General features: G+C 44.0%; 25 protein-coding genes, 6 tRNA genes and 2 pseudogenes. 22 read left to right on the plus strand and 11 right to left on the minus strand.

The window, feature by feature from the left end; translation table 11 throughout:
- Positions 1 to 64 precede the first annotated feature (64 nt).
- The 6 genes and pseudogenes from ONZ52_RS11575 (at position 65) to cobA (ending at position 7483) form a co-directional block, all read left to right on the plus strand.
- Positions 65 to 2807 (plus strand): annotated as a pseudogene (locus tag ONZ52_RS11575) (DNA translocase FtsK).
- Positions 2808 to 2873: 66 nt separating this feature from the next.
- Complete coding sequence (lolA, locus tag ONZ52_RS11580; RefSeq protein ID WP_265218774.1) at positions 2874 to 3497, plus strand: outer membrane lipoprotein periplasmic chaperone LolA; 624 nt, start codon at positions 2874 to 2876, stop codon at positions 3495 to 3497.
- Complete coding sequence (locus tag ONZ52_RS11585) at positions 3497 to 4846, plus strand: replication-associated recombination protein A (RefSeq protein WP_265218775.1); 1350 nt, start codon at positions 3497 to 3499, stop codon at positions 4844 to 4846. Before lolA ends, ONZ52_RS11585 begins: the two co-directional genes overlap by 1 nt.
- 52 nt (positions 4847 to 4898) lie before the next feature.
- On the plus strand, positions 4899 to 5270 hold the full coding sequence (crcB, locus tag ONZ52_RS11590; protein ID WP_265218776.1) for a fluoride efflux transporter CrcB: 372 nt from the start codon (positions 4899 to 4901) through the stop codon (positions 5268 to 5270).
- A gap of 67 nt (positions 5271 to 5337) precedes the next feature.
- Complete coding sequence (serS, locus tag ONZ52_RS11595; protein ID WP_265218777.1) at positions 5338 to 6639, plus strand: serine--tRNA ligase; 1302 nt, start codon at positions 5338 to 5340, stop codon at positions 6637 to 6639.
- Between the two features lie 99 nt (positions 6640 to 6738).
- Positions 6739 to 7483: pseudogene (cobA, locus tag ONZ52_RS11605) on the plus strand (uroporphyrinogen-III C-methyltransferase).
- Positions 7484 to 7551: 68 nt separating this feature from the next.
- On the opposite strand, the gene ONZ52_RS11610 reads toward cobA, so the two are convergent.
- From ONZ52_RS11610 to hpf, 7 genes are all read right to left on the minus strand, one after another.
- On the minus strand, positions 7552 to 8538 hold the full coding sequence (locus tag ONZ52_RS11610) for an IS110 family RNA-guided transposase (RefSeq protein ID WP_100188761.1): 987 nt from the start codon (positions 8536 to 8538) through the stop codon (positions 7552 to 7554).
- A 292-nt stretch (positions 8539 to 8830) separates the two neighbouring features.
- The gene (locus tag ONZ52_RS11615; protein WP_265218780.1) at positions 8831 to 9151 is read right to left on the minus strand and encodes a TusE/DsrC/DsvC family sulfur relay protein; all 321 of its coding nucleotides are present in this window, start codon (positions 9149 to 9151) and stop codon (positions 8831 to 8833) included.
- Positions 9152 to 9156: 5 nt separating this feature from the next.
- On the minus strand, positions 9157 to 9444 hold the full coding sequence (locus ONZ52_RS11620; protein WP_265218781.1) for a DsrH/TusB family sulfur metabolism protein: 288 nt from the start codon (positions 9442 to 9444) through the stop codon (positions 9157 to 9159).
- Between the two features lie 2 nt (positions 9445 to 9446).
- The gene (locus tag ONZ52_RS11625; RefSeq protein WP_265218782.1) at positions 9447 to 9791 is read right to left on the minus strand and encodes a DsrE family protein; all 345 of its coding nucleotides are present in this window, start codon (positions 9789 to 9791) and stop codon (positions 9447 to 9449) included.
- A 4-nt stretch (positions 9792 to 9795) separates the two neighbouring features.
- Positions 9796 to 10188 (minus strand): sulfurtransferase complex subunit TusD, encoded by a 393-nt coding sequence (gene tusD, locus ONZ52_RS11630; protein WP_265218784.1) that lies wholly within the window; start codon positions 10186 to 10188, stop codon positions 9796 to 9798.
- A gap of 98 nt (positions 10189 to 10286) precedes the next feature.
- Positions 10287 to 10943, minus strand: a complete 657-nt coding sequence (locus ONZ52_RS11635; RefSeq protein WP_111606872.1) for a Bax inhibitor-1/YccA family protein — start codon at positions 10941 to 10943, stop codon at positions 10287 to 10289.
- 184 nt (positions 10944 to 11127) lie between these two features.
- Positions 11128 to 11445, minus strand: a complete 318-nt coding sequence (gene hpf / locus ONZ52_RS11640) for a ribosome hibernation-promoting factor, HPF/YfiA family (protein ID WP_265218787.1) — start codon at positions 11443 to 11445, stop codon at positions 11128 to 11130.
- Positions 11446 to 11738: 293 nt separating this feature from the next.
- Between hpf and ONZ52_RS11645 the strand changes: the two genes are divergently transcribed.
- The 10 genes from ONZ52_RS11645 (at position 11739) to ONZ52_RS25385 (ending at position 17555) form a co-directional block, all read left to right on the plus strand.
- Positions 11739 to 12548, plus strand: coding sequence for a DnaT-like ssDNA-binding domain-containing protein (locus ONZ52_RS11645; RefSeq protein ID WP_265218789.1), 810 nt, complete (start codon positions 11739 to 11741; stop codon positions 12546 to 12548).
- Positions 12549 to 12757: 209 nt separating this feature from the next.
- Positions 12758 to 13291: a hypothetical protein gene (locus tag ONZ52_RS11650; protein ID WP_265218791.1), complete on the plus strand. Its 534-nt coding sequence runs from the start codon at positions 12758 to 12760 to the stop codon at positions 13289 to 13291.
- Positions 13292 to 13411: 120 nt separating this feature from the next.
- A complete protein-coding gene (locus tag ONZ52_RS11655; RefSeq protein WP_111606876.1) occupies positions 13412 to 14053 on the plus strand; it encodes a response regulator in 642 nt (213 codons plus the stop codon).
- Positions 14054 to 14070: 17 nt separating this feature from the next.
- Entirely contained in the window at positions 14071 to 15894 is a 1824-nt protein-coding gene (uvrC, locus tag ONZ52_RS11660; RefSeq protein ID WP_265218793.1) for an excinuclease ABC subunit UvrC, read from the plus strand.
- A 25-nt stretch (positions 15895 to 15919) separates the two neighbouring features.
- Positions 15920 to 16480, plus strand: a complete 561-nt coding sequence (gene pgsA, locus ONZ52_RS11665; protein ID WP_265218794.1) for a CDP-diacylglycerol--glycerol-3-phosphate 3-phosphatidyltransferase — start codon at positions 15920 to 15922, stop codon at positions 16478 to 16480.
- 96 nt (positions 16481 to 16576) lie between these two features.
- Positions 16577 to 16651, plus strand: a tRNA-Gly gene (locus ONZ52_RS11670).
- A 23-nt stretch (positions 16652 to 16674) separates the two neighbouring features.
- A tRNA-Cys gene (locus tag ONZ52_RS11675) sits at positions 16675 to 16748 on the plus strand.
- Between the two features lie 11 nt (positions 16749 to 16759).
- Positions 16760 to 16845: transfer RNA gene (locus ONZ52_RS11680), tRNA-Leu, on the plus strand.
- A gap of 112 nt (positions 16846 to 16957) precedes the next feature.
- Positions 16958 to 17353 (plus strand): tyrosine-type recombinase/integrase, encoded by a 396-nt coding sequence (locus tag ONZ52_RS11685; RefSeq protein ID WP_265218795.1) that lies wholly within the window; start codon positions 16958 to 16960, stop codon positions 17351 to 17353.
- Between the two features lies 1 nt (position 17354).
- Positions 17355 to 17555 (plus strand): tyrosine-type recombinase/integrase, encoded by a 201-nt coding sequence (locus ONZ52_RS25385; protein ID WP_409419771.1) that lies wholly within the window; start codon positions 17355 to 17357, stop codon positions 17553 to 17555.
- On the opposite strand, the gene ONZ52_RS11690 is transcribed toward ONZ52_RS25385, so the two are convergent.
- Positions 17547 to 18428 (minus strand): hypothetical protein, encoded by an 882-nt coding sequence (locus tag ONZ52_RS11690; RefSeq protein WP_265218797.1) that lies wholly within the window; start codon positions 18426 to 18428, stop codon positions 17547 to 17549. The genes ONZ52_RS25385 and ONZ52_RS11690 overlap by 9 nt on opposite strands.
- A gap of 576 nt (positions 18429 to 19004) precedes the next feature.
- On the opposite strand from ONZ52_RS11690, the gene ONZ52_RS11695 reads away from it, so the two are divergent.
- On the plus strand, positions 19005 to 19232 hold the full coding sequence (locus ONZ52_RS11695) for a DUF3892 domain-containing protein (protein ID WP_265218798.1): 228 nt from the start codon (positions 19005 to 19007) through the stop codon (positions 19230 to 19232).
- 159 nt (positions 19233 to 19391) lie between these two features.
- Here the strand turns inward: ONZ52_RS11695 and ONZ52_RS11700 are convergent, their stop codons facing one another.
- A complete protein-coding gene (locus ONZ52_RS11700; RefSeq protein WP_265218799.1) occupies positions 19392 to 19577 on the minus strand; it encodes a CPXCG motif-containing cysteine-rich protein in 186 nt (61 codons plus the stop codon).
- A gap of 202 nt (positions 19578 to 19779) precedes the next feature.
- On the opposite strand from ONZ52_RS11700, the gene ONZ52_RS11705 reads away from it, so the two are divergent.
- Positions 19780 to 20217, plus strand: coding sequence for a hypothetical protein (locus ONZ52_RS11705; RefSeq protein ID WP_265218800.1), 438 nt, complete (start codon positions 19780 to 19782; stop codon positions 20215 to 20217).
- A 127-nt stretch (positions 20218 to 20344) separates the two neighbouring features.
- Positions 20345 to 20776 (plus strand): acyl-CoA thioesterase, encoded by a 432-nt coding sequence (locus ONZ52_RS11710; protein WP_111606297.1) that lies wholly within the window; start codon positions 20345 to 20347, stop codon positions 20774 to 20776.
- A 102-nt stretch (positions 20777 to 20878) separates the two neighbouring features.
- Here ONZ52_RS11710 and ONZ52_RS11715 read toward each other — a convergent pair.
- Together ONZ52_RS11715 and ONZ52_RS11720 are read right to left on the minus strand one after the other, a co-directional pair.
- Positions 20879 to 20963: transfer RNA gene (locus ONZ52_RS11715), tRNA-Leu, on the minus strand.
- Positions 20964 to 21048: 85 nt separating this feature from the next.
- Positions 21049 to 22275: an EAL and HDOD domain-containing protein gene (locus ONZ52_RS11720; protein WP_265218801.1), complete on the minus strand. Its 1227-nt coding sequence runs from the start codon at positions 22273 to 22275 to the stop codon at positions 21049 to 21051.
- Positions 22276 to 22479: 204 nt separating this feature from the next.
- Between ONZ52_RS11720 and ONZ52_RS11725 the strand changes: the two genes are divergently transcribed.
- The 3 genes from ONZ52_RS11725 to ONZ52_RS11735 all read left to right on the plus strand — a co-directional run bounded on the left by ONZ52_RS11725 (position 22480) and on the right by ONZ52_RS11735 (position 23175).
- A tRNA-Ala gene (locus ONZ52_RS11725) sits at positions 22480 to 22555 on the plus strand.
- A 71-nt stretch (positions 22556 to 22626) separates the two neighbouring features.
- A tRNA-Ala gene (locus ONZ52_RS11730) sits at positions 22627 to 22702 on the plus strand.
- Positions 22703 to 22941: 239 nt separating this feature from the next.
- Entirely contained in the window at positions 22942 to 23175 is a 234-nt protein-coding gene (locus ONZ52_RS11735; RefSeq protein ID WP_265218802.1) for a type II toxin-antitoxin system ParD family antitoxin, read from the plus strand.
- Positions 23176 to 23197: the final 22 nt, after the last annotated feature.

The raw sequence follows: 23197 nt of genomic DNA on the forward strand, positions 1-23197 counted from the left end.
CGCTGGATGGAGTGTGGTTTGTTTTGATTAACATAAGATAGGAAGGCACGTTTTGTCAGAAGAAATGAGTGAGTCGGTACGATCACCAATTTGGGAATTGTTTGCCAAGCAAGCAGCGTTTATTGCCGCTTTGCTAATGTTGTTTTTTTTCGCTTTGGCAACGTATTCTTATAGCCCTGAAGATGCTGGTTGGTTTTATTCTGGTAGTGGTGGTGCTATTCAAAATTCGATGGGGCCAATCGGCGCTATTATTGCGGATTTGGCGTCGGGGTTTTTTGGTTCTTTGTTTTATTCTTTACCACCGTTATTTTTTTGGGTGGCCATTATTTTATGGCGTAACCCCCATTCCTTGTTGCCGTTAAATAATGCGTTGCTTTGCACTATTGGTAGTATTCTGTATTTATCCTTTGGTTCTGTATTGTGTTTTTTGCACACGGTGGGGGAATACTCATTGCAATATGGACCGGGTGGTATATTGGGGCGCGGGCTAGGGACATTGCTCTATGGTTTTATAGGTTACGACGGCGCCACGTTGGTAAGTTTAGCCTTAGTCGTTTTATCTTTTACCCTGTTGGCTCAATTGCATTGGTTGCATTTAATGGATAGCCTTGGTGAGCGTGCTTATAAATTTGTGATGTTTGTTCGCCATAAATGGGCTGACCGTCAAGAGGCAAAGTCGACTCAACGTACCGAAATGGCCGATTTGTTTGTCGATGAGACTGAAGCTGAAGAGCCTGCTATTGTTCGTAAACGAAGAAAGGCGGCGACAGAACCGTCAAAAAATACTGTACCGTCCGATGGGCATGCCAAAACGGATCCCTTGTTTGAGGATGCTCGTATTGAGAACGAGCATTATGACGATGGCGGGCAAGATAAAAAATTCAAGTTTCGTCTGCCTGCGTTGTTTTCGCGCTCAAAAGCCGCTAATACAGAAGATGCCCCAAGTGATGCGGTGACCGTTCATGAAGAGCCAGAATTTAGTGGGCTAGATGATTTATCTATTCATGACGATGATATTCAGTTTGGTGACACGCTGTATATTGAGGAGTCGTGGGAGGATCCTAGAGAAAGTACAGCGCAACACAAGGCAATGGCTCCCAAGCAGCCAGCCGTGAGCAAGCCAGTTGCATGGGAAGATGAACAAGATGAGATGACGTTTGGTATTTCGAAAGAACAAGCTGATGCCAAGTTGTTTCAGCACGATAGTGAAGACATGATTCCGCCAGCCCATAAACCAGCGTTTCGTACGCTATCTGAAGCTAAGCAGCTGGACTCGCTGGGTGGGCCTTATGCGGATGAAGTGGAAAACAAAAGAAAGGTGGAAACCTATTCGTTGCCAGATCGTTCGGTATTGACTACGCCTAAGCCCAAGCAGGGTGGTTACTCAGAAGATGAGCTGTTGGCTTTGTCCGAACTGTTGGAGCAGCGCCTTCAGGACTTTGGGGTGAAAGCTGATGTGGTTGAAGTGAACCCAGGCCCGGTGATTACACGTTTTGAAATCCAGCCTGCACCGGGTGTAAAGGTTTCTCGTATCACCAATTTAGCGAAAGATCTTGCTCGTTCTCTGAGTGTGATGAGTGTGCGCGTGGTTGAAGTGATTGCGGGTAAATCCACCATAGGCATAGAGATTCCGAATCAGGTTCGCGACACCGTTTATTTTTCAGAGGTGATTAATTGTGAGGCCTATGATAGATCCTCCTCGCCCCTGACATTGTCATTAGGTCACGATATTTCTGGTGAGTCCCGTTGTGGTGGATCTTGCCAAAATGCCCCATGTGCTGGTTGCTGGTACGACAGGGTCAGGTAAATCGGTTGGTGTGAACGCCATGATTCTGAGTATGCTACTCAAATCCACTCCGGATGAAGTGCGTATGATCATGGTGGATCCGAAAATGTTGGAATTGTCCATTTACGAAGGCATTCCTCATCTTTTGACCCCTGTTATCACAGACATGAAAGACGCCGCTAATGGGTTGCGCTGGTCTGTCGATGAGATGGAGCGTCGTTATAAGCTGATGTCCAAGTTAGGGGTGCGAAATATTGCGGGTTATAACAAGAAGGTCCGTGATGCGATTGAAGCGGGTAAACCCATTCAAGACCCATTATGGCAGCCTGAGATGGCCATGTTTTCAGAAGACGGTGTAGCGCGTACCGTGCCCCATTTAGAGCCTTTGCCTTACATTGTTATCATCGTTGATGAGTTTGCTGACATGATGATGATAGTGGGCAAAAAAGTGGAAGAGTTGATTGCGCGGATTGCTCAAAAAGCCCGTGCGGCAGGTATTCATTTAATCTTGGCGACTCAGCGCCCTTCGGTAGATGTTATTACTGGTTTGATTAAAGCCAACATTCCAACTCGTATGGCGTTTCAGGTGTCGTCAAAAATAGACTCACGAACCATTCTTGATCAGGGTGGGGCGGATCAGCTGCTGGGTATGGGTGATATGTTGTATCTTCCTGCTGGCTTGCCAACGCCAATTCGAGTGCATGGTGCCTTTGTTTCCGATGACGAGGTGCATGCGGTTGTTGAAGAGTGGAAACAGCGAGGGGAGCCAGACTACATTCAAGATGTGGTGGTGAACCCAGAAGATCTGATGTCAGGAGAGGATAGTGAAGATAAAGACGCACTTTATGACGAAGCCGTGAAAATTGTCATTGAAACGCGTAAAGCCTCTATTTCCTCTATTCAACGTCGTCTTAAAATAGGGTACAACAGAGCGGCTAATTTGGTTGAGTCCATGGAGGCGGCGGGCTTAGTTGGACCAATGGGAACCAATGGTCAGCGTGATATTTTGATTCCAGAATAAAAGCGTCAATTTGGTGTTCTTGTATTGCGGGGTATTACCTTTTTAATGTGTTAGTGGAGAGTCATTTTGTTAAATAAAATCGTCACTGTGATTATGTTTGTTGTCATCATCGCAGCTCAAGTGGCAAGCGCTCAAGCGGAAGAGGTTGGCTCAATAGAAAGTTTGTTAGAGTCAAATCGAAACATTGAGGGTGAGTTTCGACAGGTTACTTATGATGAGAAAGGCAAGCAATTACAAGTAAGTGAAGGTGTCTTCCTGCTTGCGCAACCTAATCAATTTGTTTGGGACAGTGTCACGCCTTTTGCACAGCGTATCATCTCTGACGGTAAAACAGTTACGGTTTGGGATGTGGATTTAGAGCAGGCAACCAAGAAACCGCTATCGGGTACTGTAGGGAATTCTCCTGCAGCGCTGCTAGGACAGCCCGCAGCAGATGTTCTTCCTCATTACAATGTGACGGCGTTGGGGGATGAAAAGTTTCGTTTAACGCCAAAAGAGAATCAGGATCTCTTTCAGACACTGACTTTATCTTTTCGAAATAAAGTCATTAGTGCCATGAGTATTTTGGATTCCTTGGGTCAGACAACGGTGATTGAGTTTAAAAATGTTGAGACTCATGAAGGCGTTGCAAAAGAGAATTTCATTTTAGATTTGCCTGACAATGTGGATGTGATAGTAGAAGGCCAGTAATGAAAGATCTTTTTTCGGACATACCTGCCGAGGCATATCAGCCTTTGGCAGCGAGAATGCGACCTGTCAGTCTTGATGATTACATTGGCCAGTCGCATTTGGTCGGTCCAGGAAAGCCATTGCGAAGAATGGTTGAAACAGGTCATTGCCATTCTTTTATTCTATGGGGACCGCCTGGGGTGGGGAAAACCACCTTTGCTCAGTTGTTGTCCCACGCCCTTGATGCTCAGTTTATTGAGATTTCAGCGGTCATGTCTGGGGTCAAAGACATTCGTGCGGCGGTAGATCAGGCGAAGCAACTGCGCATGATGAACGGCACTCAAACGGTTTTATTTGTTGACGAAGTGCACCGTTTTAATAAATCCCAACAAGACGCTTTTTTGCCTTTTATTGAAGATGGCACCTTTTTGTTTATTGGTGCCACCACGGAAAATCCCGCTTTTGAATTAAATTCAGCGTTATTGTCGAGAGCACGAGTGTATCGTTTAAAAACGCCGAGTGTCGACGAAGTCAAGTGCGCTCTCCTGCGGGCGTTACAAGATCATCAGAAAGGTCTGGCTGCCAATGCTTTCTCTGGTGGCTTGCAAATAGACGATTACTTTCTGTCTGTGTTGGCTCAAGCGGCGGATGGGGATATTCGACGTGGGCTGAATTTCTTAGAGATATTGTCTGATCTTGTGGAGCTCGGAAGCAAGGTCACTCAAGAGCAGCTAGAAGATGTATTAGGCGGCAGTGTGCGTCGTTTTGATCGTAAAGGGGATGTGTTTTACGATCAAATTTCTGCTTTTCATAAGTCGGTTCGTGGCTCTTCACCAGATGGTGCTTTATATTGGATGGCACGCATGCTGGATGGCGGCTGTGACCCTTTGTATATCGCACGGCGTTTATTGGCGATCGCCTCAGAAGATATTGGCAATGCGGATCCTCGAGCCTTGCAAATTGGTTTAAATGCTTGGGCTGTTTTTGAGCGTGTGGGACCGGGTGAGGGGAATCGTGCCATTGCCCAAGCGGCGGTGTATATGGCTTGTGCTCCTAAAAGTAATGCTGTTTATAAAGCCTTTAATCAGGCCATGGCGGACGTCGCTGCGCAACCCAGTTACGAGGTGCCTGTGCATTTGCGTAATGCGCCGACCTCATTGGCAAAAAGCATGGGGCATGGTGATGAATATCGCTATGCCCATAACGAAGAGCATGCGTATGCGGCGGGTGAGAATTATTTGCCAGAGGAGTTGGCCGAGATGCGTTATTATCAACCAACTGACCGTGGTTTGGAGAAAAAAATCTCTGATAAATTGACTTGGTTGGAGGATCTAGACGCTCAAAGCCCACTGCGACGTTACGAATCTTAAGGTTTGTAGTGATCTGATTTGTTCTGATAAAAGACACGCGAGAGAGATGCACATGATGTATTTTATGATTGCTTTTGGTGGTGCTTTTGGTGCCTTGAGCCGTTATGGTATGACAAAATGGGTGAATACCTATTGGCATCATCATTTTCCCTTTGCCACCATGCTGATTAATGTATTGGGCAGTGTGCTAATGGGTGTGGCGTTTGTTCTGATAAGCGAGCGCATGCCATCACTTGAACCTTATCGACCGCTTGTTATGGTCGGATTTTTAGGGGCGTTTACGACTTTTTCGACTTTTTCGTTGGAAATTGTGTCACTTATTAATATGCAGGCTTGGCTAAGTGCCGTAAGCTATTTATTATTAAGCTGCATTTTAGGTGTGGCTGGTTTGGCGATTGGAATGACGTTAACTCGTGCATTCTGATTTCTATGGTAGATTGAAGACACCCTAATTTATTTTTATAGACTGTTTGAAGGATATTGTTGCCGAGATGTTAGACATTAAAGCCTTGCGCATTGACCCAGATGCCATTGCGGCTCAACTTAAAAAGAAAGGCTACGAGTTGGACGTGGCGACCTTTTCTTCCCTAGAGGAGCGTCGTAAAGCCATTCAAGTAGAAACGGAACAGCTGCAGCAAGCTCGCAACTCGGTATCCAAAGAAATTGGTCAGGCGATGAAGTCTGGCGACAAAGATAAGGCCGCAGAGCTAAAAGCACAAACCGCTACCTTAGGTGATGACCTTGAAGCGGCTAAGATTCAGCTGACACAGATACAAGATGCGATGGAAAGCTTCCTAGAAGGCATTCCGAATATTCCTCATGCTTCTGTGCCAGAAGGTAAGTCTGAAGACGACAACGTAGAGATTCGTCGTTGGGGTGAGCCGAAGCAGTTTGAGTTTGAGCCTAAGGATCATGTGGATCTTGGCGAAGCTATGGAAATGTTAGATTTCGAAGCGGCTGTAAAAATTACCGGTTCTCGTTTTGCTGTGATGCATTCTGATTTGGCGCGTCTACATCGTGCCTTAACACAATTCATGATCAATACTCATGTTGATCTTCATGGGTATTCAGAAGTGTATGTGCCTTATTTGGTAAATGCAGCGTCGCTAAAAGGAACAGGGCAACTGCCTAAGTTTGAAGCCGATCTGTTTAAGGTGCCCGTGGATAAAGACAGTGGGAACAATGATTTTTATTTGATCCCAACGGCAGAAGTGCCGGTCACCAATTTGGTGCGTGATGAAATTCTTAATGATGCGGATTTACACAAAAAATTTGTCGCCCATACGCCTTGTTTCCGTAGTGAGGCTGGCAGCTATGGTCGTGACACGCGTGGCATGATTCGTCAACATCAGTTTGAAAAAGTAGAGTTGGTGCACGTTTGCCGTCCAGATATGTCCGAGCAGGTGCTTGAAGAGTTGGTGGGGCATGCGGAAGTGATTTTGAAGAAGCTGGAGCTTCCTTATCGTACCGTGATTTTGTGCGGTGGTGACCTTGGTTTCTCTGCACATAAAACCTATGACATTGAAGTGTGGTTGCCAGGTCAGGGCAAGTACCGTGAAATTTCTTCTTGCTCTAATATGTGGGATTTCCAAGCACGTCGCATGCAAGCGCGCTGGCGTAACCCTGAAACCGGTAAGCCAGAATTGGCACATACCTTGAATGGTTCAGGTTTGGCGGTGGGTCGTACACTGGTTGCCGTGCTTGAAAATTACCAAAATGCCGACGGTAGCGTGCGTGTTCCTGATGTATTGGTGCCATATATGGGCGGAAAAACACTGTTAAAGAAAGCCTAATGCTTTTGTTTTAAAGTGTTTTTGTGCAGACGTGCGATCGGTTTTAAATGAAAAAGCCTCTTAGAGGCTTTTTTTATATGAAGTGGAAAACAGAAAACTATGACGGGCAAGGTCTATTTGATTGGTGCGGGTCCAGGCGATCCAGAGTTATTGACGCTGAAAGCGTATCGATTATTAAAACAAGCGGACGTGGTGCTATATGATCGCTTGGTTGGTAAAGAAATTATCGAGGCTCATTCCTGAATCTGCAGAAAAAATGTATGTTGGAAAGGCCAAGTCTTTGCACAGTCTTCCGCAAGAAGAAATTAATAGCCTACTTGCTGCTAAGGCGAAAGAAGGCCACATGGTAGTGCGTCTCAAAGGGGGTGACCCTTTTATATTTGGGCGTGGTGGTGAGGAGCTTGAGGAGTTAATTGAAGAGGGTGTGCCTTTTGAGGTAGTGCCAGGTGTGACTGCTGCGGCCGGATGCGCGGCTTACGCAGGTATTCCTTTGACTCATCGTGACTACGCGCAATCTGTGCGTTTTTTAACGGGGCATTTAAAAGACGGTACAACGGATTTGCCTTGGGAAGAATTGGTTCACCCTGCACAGACCTTGGTTATTTACATGGGCTTAACGGGCTTAAAAGACATCAGTCAATCATTGATTCGTTTTGGTATGAGTCCATCGATGCCAGTCGCGATTGTTGAGAAAGGCACGACGAGTGAGCAGCGTGTTTTTACTTCCACGATCCAAGATGTGTATGACGTATCTATAGAGAATGAAGCCAAATCTCCCGCTTTGTTGATTATCGGTGAGGTGGTGACCTTGCAGAAAAAATTAGAGTGGTACGGAAAATATTAATAGTGGCTTGATGGATTGTTGTGGGTTTTTGTAGATACCATCTCTCCTGACCAGCCTCAAGTTTTTATTTAACTAACTTGAGGCTGATATTCTGTTTGATTCTTAACAACGCCAAAACATATTTGTGACAGCTTTCTCATCGCTGCACCTAGCGCCTGCATTTTTGTTTTGCCTTGCTTTAGTAGTCTCGTCTTCTGCGCTTTTATATCGGTATTGTGTTGACCAGCTACGATTGCGGCCATATACAATTTCGCTCTGATATAGCCTGGCCCTTCCTTACTCAAGGTTGTTTTTCCTGCCCGTTTACCAGATTCGTTGTGCTTGGGGATCAAGCCTAAATAAGAAGCCAGCTGTTTCGCGCTCTTAAACCGCTTACACGCCAGTAAACAAACCATTATTCGGGATGTTACTTCACCAACACCATTTATACTTTCAAGTAACTGGCGGTTCTTCTTCAATTGAGGATGCCTGTCAATATGCTCATCGATTTCATTTTTGAGTTTATCAATTTCAGCCTTTAACACTGCTATCATATCTTTGAGAGATTGAGCGACCCGAGCGGATGCGCCTGAAAATCCTACCGCTTCATAACGGTTTTCTTCACGCTGTAAATCTTGCTCTAGCGCTTCAAGTCTACGCATCATTGCCTTTAGTTCTCTTGCTTCTACCGGCTCTGGCTGCCAGCTTGAAAGTGAATGTTGTTGGTCATGACCATAGCGAGCTAGCATTGTGGCGTCTGATTTATCAGTCTTATGAACTAGCCCTAATGATTTTGCATATTGTTTTGCTTTTCCAGGGTTTACATGTAAAAGAGTAAATCCTTGGGCATATAAAAAATACATCAACGGTTCGCTATAAATACCAGTAGGCTCTGTCGTAATAACAATATTCTGAGCTTCTAACCCTGTATTCTTTAGTACCCAATCAACTAATTCTTGATAGCCTTGTTTTGTGTTCTTTAAGACCTTGGTTTTCTGCTTATTTTTGACCACGTCGCGTAACCAACTAACATCTAACTTTTCTTTACCAACATCAATGCCAATAAAAGCCTTCATCTCTATTTACTCCCCTTGTACATGCAGCATCACCCTTACTTGGGGTGCTAGGATACCATTCAGTTTAATGGAGGTTAGGAAATCAGAGACTCAATCTACAAAACAGCATCTTTGTGCTCAGGTCGCGCACGAGACTCACCGATTTCCCGATGCGATAAGTGCTAGCTAAACACTCATCAAGAAGAGATACAAGGTCGTGCTTTAGCGCGTCAAGGTTTTTGGTTTGATGTCATCCGGCTTTTGACGGCCTAAAGGCTAACCTACATGGTTTTTTGTCGGCATAAATGCGGATCTACAAGCAATTCGCAGGTTTTGGGAGACCGGCAATTTTGGCGGCTAGCTTAGGAGGGCTGCCGGGAAATAAGGTCATTAGATAAATGCTTCGACCTTTTTCGGCCCCAAGTTTTTTGCTCACGGCTTTGACCAATGGGCGCATAGCTGGTGATACTTCATATTCTTGGTAAAAATCACGTAATACGTGAATGATTTCCCAATGGGCTTCCGTTAGTGCAATGTCAACGTCTTGTGCTAATTGATGAGCAAGTTCTGGCGTCCAATCTTGTAGATTGAGCAAGTAACCTTCTTCATCTAAAACAGCGGTTGTGTCTGTCATATTGGTTACCAACTAATGTTTGCTTCGGAGGCAAAGGTTAAATCTACCCATTCTTGATCCGATAACCCAATGCCAATCTTTGGCGATATTCCATACGCCACAGCATCACTTTGCAAATAGTAGAGTTGAGTGTTTTTTGTTTCAATGAGTGTTTGTAGGGTTGCGGTATTCTGGACAGTACGCAAAATCCCACTCTCTATTAGTAATACCTGATCATTGGCCTGTAAGCTGTTTTGCCATGTGCTTTCCAGTGGTTCAGGGTAGGTAAGTTGATTGATTTGGTGAAGTCGCATGATTAAAACCGGAAAACTTGTTGATAGTGGGAGAACATTGCTTGCCATTCTGCGTGATTAAGTGGCTGAACGCCTTGCCAAGTCTTGGTGTTGTCGAGTCCCGAATTGGCCTCGATGAAGACGTTTTCGATGTCGTAAAACTCTAGTCCTGCCAGTAGTTTGTGAAGGTTTTTGCCATGCTCTGCGGTCGGTTGTTGGTTGTCTGTTAAGAGGGCTAAAGCGGCGCCAGATAGACACAAGTCGACAGGTTGTTCAAAGGTGGCCAATACCAAGGCGAGATCAAGGCCTTCTTTGCACGCTAAGCTAGAATAAGGGCTGGTATTTAGGTGAATCAGAGTGTGTTTCATAGGTTTACCTAAATTGGATGACTTTATTGGTGGTGTTCATCAGGTCAACGAATGTGCCCAAGCCTTCCAGCTGGAAACCTTTGGCTAGGGTGTGCTGCTCTAGTTCATAACGACGGCTTTCAGTGTCGTTAATTATGCCGCGTCTTACCGCCGCGGCGATGCATAAATACAGCGGAATGTTGTGTTGCTGTGCGATGTCTTGCCAAGCTTGAGTGATATTGATTTCGTCCCTTGGTGGCTGTGCTATTTGGTTGCCAATGAGTACGGCATCTTCATAAAAAAATACACCCTTAATGCTGTTGGGATATTCTAACAAGGCGGCTTTTATAAAGCGCAGAGCGCTATGGCACGCTTTAGTTTGATAGGGGGAGCCTGTGATAAGCAGGGTGTATTGCATTAAAAAATGACCTTTTGAGTAAACTGTAAAAGCGAATTAACAGATTTTACACAGAAAAAAGGCCGCAGTCAGCGGCCTTTTCGAATGGCTCAATAGAATTACTCGTCGCGAGCCATACCAAGTAGCGACAGAATACTTAAGAACATGTTGTATAAAGACACATACAAGTTCACTGTTGCCATGATGTAGTTGGTTTCACCGCCGCGAACAATTTGGCTAGTTTGCAGCAAAATAACCGCCGCTGAGAAAAGTGCGAAACCCGCAGAAATGAAGATCTGCAGAGCAGGCATTTTTACAAAGATACCGGCGATAACAGCAAACAAGAGAACAAAGAAACCAACAGTAATGAATCCATTTAGGAAGCTAAAATCTTTCTTTGACACCAGTGCATAAGCAGATAGGCCAAGGAATGATAGTCCTGTGATGCCCAATGCACTCATGATTAAGCTAGCGCCATTAGACAAACTCAGGTAAGCGCTTAATATTGGGCCAAGAGTAAGGCCCATAAAACCAGTCAAAGCGAACACACAAAGAATACCAGCAGAGCTGTTCTTAAATTTATGTGTTAGGAAAAGCAAACCATAAAAGCCTACAAGTGTGATAATGAGGCCTGGATGGGGTAAGTTGAAAGCCATGCTCATGCCCGCAGTGAAGGCGCTGAACAAAAGGGTAAGCGACAACAGTCCGTAAGTATTGCGGAGCGTTTTGTTGGCCGCTTGTGACGAGTGTGTCGAAAGGGCTTCAGTATAACGCATGGAATTACTCCTTTAGGGTTTAAGACAATCAATAGACTTAATATGCAGCCGAAAGTTCCAAACTTCAAGCGTGATTGTTTTTTTAGAGGGTAAATACCAAAAAACACCGCAACATGGCGGTGTTTTCCAGTATTTAAAGTGACAAAGCACTTAAATGAGTATTAACAGGTCGTGTCTTACCGTATTAGTGCGTTATTGGCATTTTGTGAGTAATGCTTGATTGCTTGGTTTTGTGTTTATCAATTTGTTTTGCCAATTTATCGACCATTTCGTCTATGGCGTAAAATAATCTCTCTTCAGAAGAGGCGGCAGCAAAAATTTCTTTGCCAGGAATGTGTACTCTCGCTTCCGCTTTTTGACTCTTACTGTCTTTAAGTAAGGTAACATTAACCGAGGTTATTTGGTCGGTAAGCTTTGAGATTTTACTGAGCTTGTCATGAATATGCTCTTTTATTGCAGGGGTTACATCAACGTGGTGACCAGAAATTTTGGTAGTGTGCATACTACATTCCTCCTGAGTAACATTTGCAAAACAAATAACAGATAGGATCTAGAACGCGTGCTCTAGAACAGGTATAGCATGGTTTAATTGCTAATCTGTTATTGTCAGCATAGGCTTGCTTTTAGTTTGTGTCAAAGCTTTTCAATAGGCTGATAATGGCAATATATTAGAGTTAAGCCTAATCATTTTTAGGGATGCTTGATCACAGTTCATTGAAGGTTCTCGTGCTTATGGGAACGGCTTTTGATAGACTGTTGCGTTAGGTATGTAAAGCAAAGCGCAAAGCGAGATTTATGTTGGATAACGACTATTCATTACCGATATCATTTTCAATTGCAGCCAAGATCGGCTTAGAGGAAACGGTATTGCTGACTTTTTTGAATCAGCAAGCGTACCTAGTCAGTTCCCATGTTCTACGAATTGAAATGAGTCGACTTAGTGCCCAGTTGTCATTTTGGACTGTGCCAATGCTGATGCGTTTGCTGACTAATTTACAAATCAGTCAGCTGTTAAGTTTTCAGCGACAAGAGGAAATATTGGAAATTCATTTATCCTCGCCTCAAAAAGCCGCTCAAACGATTAAGCCAGCAGAGCCAATGGTAGAAAAAGACGATTCATTGATGAATAAAATGGACCGTTTGCACAGAGCGGCTCGAGAAAAAAGCGAAGAGTTTACACCGCAGCCTAAGAGCTATCCACCGAAGCAGCCAGTTCGGCAATATGATGCTCCATCTTCTCCGCCAGTGGTGAATGATCGTCGAGGTGTGACGGATTTTGATTTGTATTTGGAGCAGAAAGAGCGTGCTCGGCAACCAGATCAATGGCAACCTGAAGAAGCAACGTTAGAGCAAATCGGGCAGGCCGGTATTGCTCGTGAGTTTGCGCTGTCTCTGCAAACAGAGTTTTTGTTAAGGATCAAAGAGCAGCGAAAAAACGTTAGAACTTGGAACAGTGAATTTTTTAAATACGTAAAACGTCAGTGGCAATACAAACAATCGGATCGGTCTTCATATGAAGGAACCTCAGGCAGTTCAGCATTTACTAAAACCTCTCGAGAACAAGTTAGCGACGCCCTCAACAACATCCACGACACAGACTGGTGAGTACGGCTCAAGCGCCTATGCTAATAGTGGTCAAACGGCCCGCGAACCAGGTCCAACCGAGGCAGATCAGCAAACGCGAGTGTTAGTAAACATGTTGTTTGCACGCTTTAAAGCAATTTACACTCATAAATTTGCCTCTGCTTATAGCACTACAGATGAAGTGAAGTTGGCAAAGCGTGAATGGGCTATTGCCTTAAAAGGCTTTCAAGATGCCCTTGTTGGCGTATGCGGTAGAACGAACGAAAGAAGTTCACTCTTGGCCACCGACCATTGCGGATTTTTTAAAGCTGATTAATACAGCCTATAAAGCCTATGGTTTGGTTGATCCTCGTTCTGCGTACCTTGAAGCATGTGCTTGTCGTACCGATCCTTTACAGTATAAATGGAGCCATCCTGCGGTTTTTTTTGCTGGTTCAGAGGTGGGCTGGTACAAAATCAAATCTGAAGAAGAGCGCATTAGTTGGCCGCTCTTTGAGCAAAGTTATTTGAAGGTGGTTGATCGTGTGATTGCTGGGGAGCGCCTAGTGGTGCCAAAAGTCATTATGATTGAAAATCAGCAACCACTTGCAGTGAAGGATTTGGCCAGTAAAATTGCTAAGGTTTTGTCTGTCGATGAAGCGCAAATCGCGCCGTTACTGTATTACACTCAAAAAACGTATGGATCTGGTGTGCGCAATCGTTATCGTGACATCAGTCAGAAAAAGCTGTTAGAAATGGGCTATACAGAAAAGTTGCCAGAATAACGGTGCGTTTTTTCTATTTCTTATATAACATAATTTTTTATTAGCAGGATGCTATAGGCGGTTTCATTCTCGGTAAGATGGAAATCGACACAAGGCGTAGGAAAGTTTGGTGAGGTTGTTATGTTGAAGGTATTGATTGTTGACGACCATGATGTGGTGAGCCAAGGCATTAGTCGTGTATTACAGGATGTAAAGGGTGTTGAAGTGGTTGGTGTGGTGCATTGTGGTGAAGAGGCCATTATTCATGCCAAAAAATGGTTGCCAGACATCGTCTTAATGGACGTGCATATGCCGGGAATTGGCGGCTTAGGGGCGACAAAAGAGATAAAGCGTCTTCTGCCTAAAACCAAGATCATTGCGTTGTCCGCATTGGATGACAACTTATACCCCGTAAAATTACTTGAAGCTGGGGCCTCTGGCTATTTAACGAAAGGTACCAACACCTCCGAGTTGCTCGAAGCCATTCAAATTGTGTCCAGAGGTGAGCACTATATTTCCAAGGGTATCGCCCAAAAAATGGCGTTGTCTAAATTCTCGATCGATGGTCAAGGGTCTCCTTTGGGGCAGCTATCAGACAGAGAGTTGCAGGTGGCGCAAATGATTGTGGATTGCAAAAAATCCAATGAAATCGCTGAGCATTTAAACGTGAGTCCTAAAACCGTAAGTACCTACCGTACTCGTATTTTTGCAAAGCTGAATATTGAAAGCGATGTTGAACTGATTCATTTAGCAGTACGTTATAATGTGCTTGGTATGGGCTAGGCGAAAACGAGGTTTGTTTGAGCCATTCAGAATTTGATCCTAAACACTTTGTCAGCAATTTAACCACTCGGCCAGGCGTGTATCGCATGTACGATGTAAAAGGTGAGTTGCTTTATGTTGGCAAAGCTAAAAATCTTAAGAACCGTGTGGCGAGCTATTTTCGCGTGACGGGGTTAACCACCAAAACCATGGCTCTGGTGAGTCGTATCCACACCATTGAGATAGCGGTTACCAAAAGCGAAACGGAAGCGTTGTTGCTTGAGCAAACGCTGATTAAACAGCATCGTCCACCGTACAACATTTTACTCCGTGACGATAAATCTTATCCCTATATTCTGCTATCCAATCATCCTCATCCGGCGTTGTTGTTTCGGCGCGGCGATAAAACGGATAAAGGAACGTTATTTGGTCCCTTTCCGAGCGGCAGTGCGGTAAAAGAAAGTTTGATCACCATGCAAAAGGTGTTCAAGGTGCGTCAGTGCGAGGACAGTACTTACTCGAATCGATCTCGGCCATGTCTACAGTATCAAATTAAGCGTTGCTCCGGACCTTGTGTTGGGTTAATCAGTGATGAAGAGTATGAGCTGGACGTGCGTCACGCTCGCATGTTTTTGCAGGGAAAAGACCAAGAGTTAACGGCAGAAATTTCTACCCAGATGAGTGCGGCTGCAGCCGACATGGAGTTCGAACGCGCCGCTGAGCTACGTGACCAAATCATTCAGCTTAAACACATTCAAGAGCAGCAGCATGTCTATGGACAAACGGGCGAGGCTGACGTGATTGCTTCGATTATTCAGCCGGGTGGTTTGTGTGTTCATGTGATGATGGTGCGCAAAGGTAAAGTGGTTGGGAGTAAAAGTTATTACCCCAAAATGCCCATTGAAATCACCGAAGGCGAATTATTGTCGTCTTTTATTGCACAATTTTATCTTGGTGGTATTCAAGAGTTACCGAAGACGCTTATCATAAGCCATGAGTTAGAGGATGGTGATGCGTTGGTAGAAGGCATTTTTGAAACCACGCAGAAAAAAATCGAAGTGTTAAGCAATGTCAGAGGGCAGCGTGCTCGTTGGTTGGATTTGGCGAAGCTGAATGCCGAGCAAGGCTTGCAAGCTCGATTGTCGGATAAGCGTAATCATTTTAGCCGTATTACGGCGTTGCAAAAGCTATTGGGCTTTTCCGAACCGCCAAAACACATGGAATGCTTTGATATTAGTCACTCTAGTGGTGAGGCAACGGTGGCATCTTGTGTCGTGTTTGGGCCAGATGGGCCGGACAAAAAGCGATATCGCTCCTTTAACATCGAAGGGGTTGAGCCAGGTGATGATTATGGCGCGATGAAACAAGCCTTAACTCGTCGTTACAAACGAGTGAAGACTGGTGAGCTTGAAGCGCCAGATGTCTTGCTTATCGACGGTGGTAAAGGTCAGTTGACGCAAGCAGAAAATGTATTGAAAGAGTTGGGTTTGGTGAACATATTTTTGTTGGGTGTCGCCAAAGGAGACACTCGCAAGCCAGGCCTTGAAACCTTGTATATTGGTTCAAAAGAGGATGAGGTGGTTTTGCCGCCTGATTCAGCGGCGCTGCATTTGATTCAGCATATACGTGATGAAGCGCATCGGTTTGCTGTAAAAAGTCATCGTCGTAGGCGAGATAAGAAACGTCGTCACTCGGTGTTGGAGGATATTCCTGGTATTGGGCCAAATCGCCGTAAAGAGCTGCTGACGGCGTTTGGGGGGTATCAAGAATTGTTATCGGCAAGTCAGGAAGATATTGCTAAGGTGAAAGGGATTAGTGTCAAAAAAGCAGAAGAAATTTACCTCCATCTTCATAAAAGTTAGGGGTGCTAAAATAATTAGGAATAAGATGAACATACCGAATATATTAACGTCCGTGCGGATCTTTATGATTCCGATTCTTGTGGTAATTTATTATTTGCCGTGGGAAGGGCGCTATTACACCTGCGCGATGATTTTTGCCTTGGCAGCTATTACGGATTGGTTAGACGGTTACCTAGCAAGAAAACTGGATCAAACCACCGCGTTTGGCGCTTTTTTTGACCCCGTTGCCGATAAACTTATGGTATCCATTGCCTTAGTTCTGCTGGTGGCAAGCTATTCTAATCCCTTATTAACCTTAGCCAGTGCTGTCATTGTTGGTCGTGAGATTGTGATCTCGGCACTGCGTGAATGGATGGCGGAAATGGGTAAGCGTGCCAGTGTCGCCGTGTCGTATATCGGTAAGCTAAAAACCACCATGCAAATGTTGGCCATTTTCATTTTATTGGGCAGCAGGCCAGATACACTAGAAGCCCACGTAGGGGAGGCGGTCTTAATTGCGGCTGCGTTATTAACGCTTTGGTCTATGTATGTCTACTTAAAAGCCGCTTGGCCTGAGCTAATGTCTAAAGAGTCGAACAAAAACTAAACAGATTTAAAAAAAGTGCCTAAGTTAGCTATTTATTTGGATTTTTTCCTTGACGTGAAAGCTCAAATACATAGAATAGGCACCGTCTTTTGAGACGCGGGAATAGCTCAGTGGTAGAGCACAACCTTGCCAAGGTTGGGGTCGCGAGTTCGAGCCTCGTTTCCCGCTCCAATCAAAAGATGTATCTGATATGAGGCCGGATGGCAGAGTGGTCATGCAGCGGACTGCAACTCCGTGTACGCCGGTTCGATTCCGACTCCGGCCTCCAAAATCAGATATGCCCGAGTGGTGAAATAGGTAGACACACAAGACTTAAAATCTTGCGATAGAAATATCGTACCGGTTCGATTCCGGTCCCGGCACCATTTATGGTGCCTTTTTTTATGCCTGCACTTTATTATCTTGCTCAATCCCTTTAAATATCTACTCTCCAGCATTTTCTTAGTGTTACTTCAAATTGTAAGCTTTTCCGCTTATATGCTATCTTTTCTGAAATTCTGCACCGAAACTGCACCGCACATTGCACCGGAGAATATTCAGTGGCGTTTATTTTTAAAACTGCGCTCAGGTGAATTTGAACAACCAATGATCGCCACGCAATACAACATAGACGTACCGCCAGAATCAAAAAGCGAACGAATTGGTGCGGCCATAGTCTTTGCTATTGAAACCGCTATGCGAGCTGGTGAGATTTGCGGCATTACTTGGGAAGACGTGAATTTAGAAAGACGAACCGTTTATCTACCCAAAACAAATAACGGTAACCCTCGAACTGTGCCATTATCTACCGCTGCAGTGAAAGTATTGGAAAAACTCAAGACACTGGTTGATTGCAAGCTAAAGGCCTTTAACCTAAAGTTAGGCATCCCTTGATGTGAATTTCAGGAAGATTCGTAACAAGTGCCTAATAGACGATCTGCACTTTCATGATCTCAGGCGGGGAGCACTCACGCGACTAGCCACCAAAGTGGACGTACTGAACCTAGCGAAAATATCAGGTCATACAGACCTAAGAATCCTGCAGCGGGTTTACTGCGCACCAGATATGGGTGATATTGCTTTGATGCTAGATTAGACTCATTTGGGGTGAGTCATCTTTTGGGCTGTCTATATCTTCTTTCGTGTAGTTTTCTGCTTTGAATGGCCTAGCAGATATAATTTGATCCAATCTTATGTAAGTAGGTAACTCTTCTCTAATGTGTTTAGGGTAAATTTTGTTTAATCTGTTTTTGAGTGTTTTTTGGCAAATATACCCGCTAGCAATTGGAAAAATTGTAATTTCTGGGCCTAGTCCATCTTTTTCATTTGGTTCTCCAATCGATAGAACACCGCCAATGAAAATCGTATTAGAGTTGGTTGTGATCTCTACAGGTTCGGTTTTTGTGTATGCATTATAGAAAAAGCTATCTAGAGGGTTTCCTAAAACGATTCTTTTAACTTCATATATTCGTGTTAGCTCTTTGATTTCTTCTTTATTTTGTTTGGCTATACGTAGATTTGATTTAAAAGAGCCTGAAAAGATATCGACAGTACACTCCAATATTTGGTCTATGGACTTATTGTAGGCATCTTTGTTATCTCCAAATAAGTACATGCCTAAATTGCTTAGTATTGCTAGTAGCCAAGAAACAAAAGGAATAAGTATGGACGTTGTGTATGTGAAGAGAGGGAGCTGACTTATATTTTGCTCTGTAATGTCTGGAAATGCTTTATTGATGATATTTTCTAATGACCACCTAATGAAATTGGGATATGACTGAGTAACCAAGAATAGTAATAAAAATGCTAACAGAAAGGAAATCAGTAAAGGTAGTAGTCCGCAAAGGGCAGCTTGAAGATAAAGGTGTTGATCGTTATATCTATGAAATTTTATAAACTGGCGATAGGAGACTTTACAATATAGGAAGCCTCCTAAAAGTGTAATAGGTATTAAAATTGCTAATTCCATTTAAATACCCATGAATTATTTACTTAAGAAAACGAGAAAAGAGCCTCGACTTTTTCTGTAGTTGTCTGGATTTTTTTAGATTTAGCTAAGTCGTTAGGGTACTCATGGATAGACCACCGGCTCCTATAACGTTCATTCTAATGCCATTTTTTCTAGCTCTGTGTAGTGCAACTAGAGTTTTTTTGTCATCTCGTTTAGTTGTTGATTCAAAGTTAGACATGTTTGCCTCCTACCCGATGTACTTTGACGGCCTAGTCAAATTCATAATAATATTAATGTATAGAGAGCGATGTAACTAATCGGAAAAAACTATCAGCTGGTGGTAAAAGATAGGAAGAATTAGAAAGAGATAGAAAGAGAAGTTTTTGTTCTGCATTTTTTCAGTCCTAGCCCGTCTATTCTAAAGATTTTACAACTGTAACAGCTAGGAATGCCTTATTTTGCTTCTTCTAGCACAAGCGGCCTTGATATTAGATAGTCACCCCATCGTCACTAATCAACCGCCCAAGTGGCGGTTTTTTGGTATCTAAACTATTCTTATTTTTCTAACTAGGGTCGCAAAAATAAGGAAAATTGATGGCTAAGAAGCGTAAAGTGGTTGACGCAAAACGTGATAAAAATGGCAATATTACTGATGTATTGCTGGAAGGTAACAAAAACTTTACTTCCACTGAAAAAGCTCTTGGGATGACTAAAAGTGGATTGATAGATTTGGTTGTAGTGAAGAGGAAGGATAAGGAACATTTAAGGACACGGCCGGACGGTAAGAAAGGTAATAACTTAGATGAAATGGCTGATGACTAAGGGTAGGACATTAACTCAATGCGTCATTTTCTGAGCCAGTGCCCAGGACATTACGTCGCTTGCGACCCAACGCCAGTTGGTACGGTTTTCTGACCCTCTGACGTTTCTTGCTTGTGGGAAGGTGTGTTTGCACGCTACGTCACCCATGGATTTCTTCAATCAATACGTCTCATTTTCCGAGTAGACGGAAACCGAGGTGGAGCCGTCGAAGGCGGTGTCGATGTTGAAGGTGATGGGGCGGCAGCAGACTTGACAATCTTCTATGTATTCTTGGCTTTCATCTAATACTTCGATTACGACGTCGATGTTTTCGCCGCAGTAAGGGCATGAAATGTCGGTTTCCATTAGCTCGCTCATTTTTACCTCTCATGTTACTTTCTGTGCTTGTTGTTTTTATGATAGGCGATAATCGGCTTGCTCGCTTGCAGGATATTGTGTTTGTTTGTATCTCCTCGGTAGTCGAAAATTCACAGTTTTGTCGATCTGCTTTCACGCTCTTTGTGCAACACTGTTATGATTTAGCGTTTCAATGTAAGAGGTTGGTGTGATGATGACGTATCTAAAGTGCTTATTTGTTTTGGCGTTACCTGCTTTGCTGTTTGGTTGTGCTTCTGGTTCCCATGTGGTGACAGGGCAGCAGATGCCAGAGCTTGAGGTGGATCAAGTGACGGTATTTGATCAGGCGCCTACGTTTGCCTACGAGGTGGTTGGGACTGTCTATGCGTCAAGTGACAATGGTTTTACCGAGGCGTCTCGAAAAGAGAAAGCGACTCTAGAGTTAAAAGAGCAGGCAGCGAAAATTGGCGCTAACGGTGTCATTTTGGATGAGGTAACACAGTTGTCGTTTAGACGCTTGGGTACGGGGGTTGGCGTTAGTGCTGGCAGTGGTGGCGGGATAGGTACTTCGATTGGTTCGAGTTTTTCGTTCCCAACAACAGAGGCCAAAGGAACCGCTATTTATTATGAAGCAGACTCAATCAAGTAAGCTTGGGTTTGTGTGTGTCGTTATGCGTTTTTAAAATGTCTGAGATATTATTTTGTTGTTACTCTCTGTCTGTATAAACGGATACACTTGCGCTTAGTGAGTGGGAAAAACTGATTGAGAGAGCGTTATGTCAGAGTTTGAAGAAAAGGCAAAAGGTCGTCTTACGACAAGAACCGTGGCTATGCCCGGCGACACGAATCCAGCGGGTGATATTTTTGGTGGTTGGGTGGTATCGCAAATGGATATCGCGGCGGGCATATGTGCAGGTCAGCGTGCTCAGTCTCGGGTAGTGACGGTCGCGCTGGATGGTATGAGTTTTATTCGCCCAGTAAAAGTGGGGGATATTTTAGGGGTGTATACCCGAGTAGAGTCGGTTGGCCGTACATCAATGAATATTCTTGTGGAGGCTTGGGTTCGCCGTGGGCGCATTGGACGACGAGAAAAAGTCACAGAAGGGATGTTTAAGTTTGTGGCGATAGACGAAACTGGGCGGTCGACGCCGATTCCAAAAGAAGAAGATCTACCCGATTACGTATTGCATGGTTTTGACGATCATTGATTGTTCTGACTCTTTGAAGGCACTTGTTTAGTCGAGTGCTGTTCTTTGGTGGCAAGTTGAATGCAAAAAAAGCGCTTACCGAAGTAAGCGCTTTTTTTATGTTGGTACCAGTAGGCGGACTCGAACCGCCACACCCGAAGGCAACGGATTTTGAATCCGTCGTGTCTACCAATTCCACCACACTGGCCTTGAAAAAGGTGAAGCGTATTCTATGGTTTTTTATTGGGGTGTCAATCATTTAACGTAAAAAAATACATTTATTTTGTATTTAATTAATTTATTGATCGGACGACGTCATCAGCCCATAGCATGGCGTCTAAAAAGGCTCTGTTGAGTGTTGTTCTTTCGGCCGGTGTCATTGACTGGATTTTGTTCCAGTCTTGCTCTTCACAGCTTAATGTTTGTTTCAGATAACCGCCAAGTTCTCCCGATTGTTTGAGGATGGCAGCGAGTAAGCTTTTATCTAAAGCAATCTGTTCTAACACAATGGATTTTTCTAAGTTGAACACGGCGTCTATGCCAGACATCATTCCAACCATAAAAGCAGAATCAGCAAGAGTTGATTGTTTGCTTTCTGCTAATAATTGGCAGCAACGCCCGCGGGTTAATAGGATTTTGAGCAGTGATTGCGGTTGTTTTGTTGATGAGGTGATGGTGATCAGTAGTGCCCATTTTTTTAACTGTACCAAGCCCAAAAAGATAATGGCTTCTTTGATGGAGGTGACGGTTTTAGATACGCCGCAAACCGGGCTGTTAAGAATGCGCAGCAATTGATAGGACAGCTTGGGATTTTTAGCGACTAGGTCGGTCAATGCTTCAATGCTGATGTCTTTGTTTTGCAAGGCGTTAACCAACTCGATTGCGCCGTGCGTGGCCGAATCGATTCTTTTGCCTTTGATAAGCTCGGGGCGTTGTAAAAAATAGCCTTGGAACAAATCAAAACCGAGCTGCTTGCAGAGCTCAAACATGGCGGCATTTTCTACTTTTTCCGCCAGTAAAATAAGGCCTCTCGATTTTAACTCTTTAATTTGTTCTATGTGCTCGCTGGGTGGTGTAAGAAGCACATCTATTTTTACGATGGATACCCAGGGGAGCAGTGCCTGATAGTTTTCATCAAATTGGTAATCGTCGAGGGCGAATCGATAGCCCGCTGCTCGCCAATTTTTTAAAGCGGTAAAGAATTCTGGTGTCAGTTTTTGGCTTTCAAGAATCTCAATATAGACCGTATCTGGGTCGATAGGAAAGAAAGCGTCCGACAACATGAGTTCGGTTGTCATATTGATAAAAAAAGGTTTTCTGAGCTGAGATTCCAGTTTAGTGATGCCAATGCAAAGATTGACCAACACTTGGCTTGTTGCCGCTTCACCGTCAGAGATGTTGGCGTTTAGGGAGTCTTTTCCACGGAATAGCAGTTCATACCCAAAAATTTCTTTTGTTCTTTTGAGTATCGGCTGTTGGGCCATCATTAAATCGTCTAAGACCGTTGGAAATTCGATCATTGCGCTTCTCTTTTTATTGAAGTTGAGTTTGAAACGGTTGCTCTCATGCTGTTAGAACAAGGAGTTATAAAAACACAAAAAGGCGGATCATCACAATGATGAAAGTGTTCGATTTTGTGTTGATTTGGTAAAAATATCCGATTAGAGCTTGGTAAAAAGGTTGACAGTATTAGCAAGCGCCCATAAAATCCTCGCCAGTTTTTAGGGGCTATAGCTCAGCTGGGAGAGCGCTTGCATGGCATGCAAGAGGTCAGCGGTTCGATCCCGCTTAGCTCCACCATTTATTGCTAAATAAGTGGTCTATAAAAACATCACCCAGGACACACTGTCCACTTACGCTACGCGTTTTGTGGGGCTATAGCTCAGCTGGGAGAGCGCTTGCATGGCATGCAAGAGGTCAGCGGTTCGATCCCGCTTAGCTCCACCATATATTCATTTTAGTTTTTTCCTCATACGTGCATCTAGCTTGGCATTGGCCATTGATCGCAATTAAACTAGCAAAGTGATTTACACGAGACCTATACCGATACCCCGCCCACAATGAAATCTATATTTTTAGGGCTACTAATACTTAATAGCGACAGAGTATGAAGGGTAATGTCCATATTTGATAAATATAGACATGGAGTGATAGCTTGAAATGAAAAGATCATGAGGATTAATAGCATGAATATCAGTTTTACCGATAAACAAGAAGCTTACATTTCTGCGCAAATTCAAAGCGGTGATTTTCAAAATGCCAGCGAAGTGGTGTGCGATGCATTGCGTCTGCATCAAATCTACCGTCATCGCATAATAGAAGAACTACGCGCAGAAATAGCCAAAGGTTGGGATGGTGAAGCGAGTCCGAATAAAGTGCAGGATATTCTTAATTCCAAGTTGGAAGAAAGACGCGCTTAATGGCTTCTTCTATTGCAAGCTA

Origin of the sequence: Marinomonas rhodophyticola (assembly GCF_026113935.1) — a bacterium.
Lineage (GTDB): Bacteria > Pseudomonadota > Gammaproteobacteria > Pseudomonadales > Marinomonadaceae > Marinomonas > Marinomonas rhodophyticola.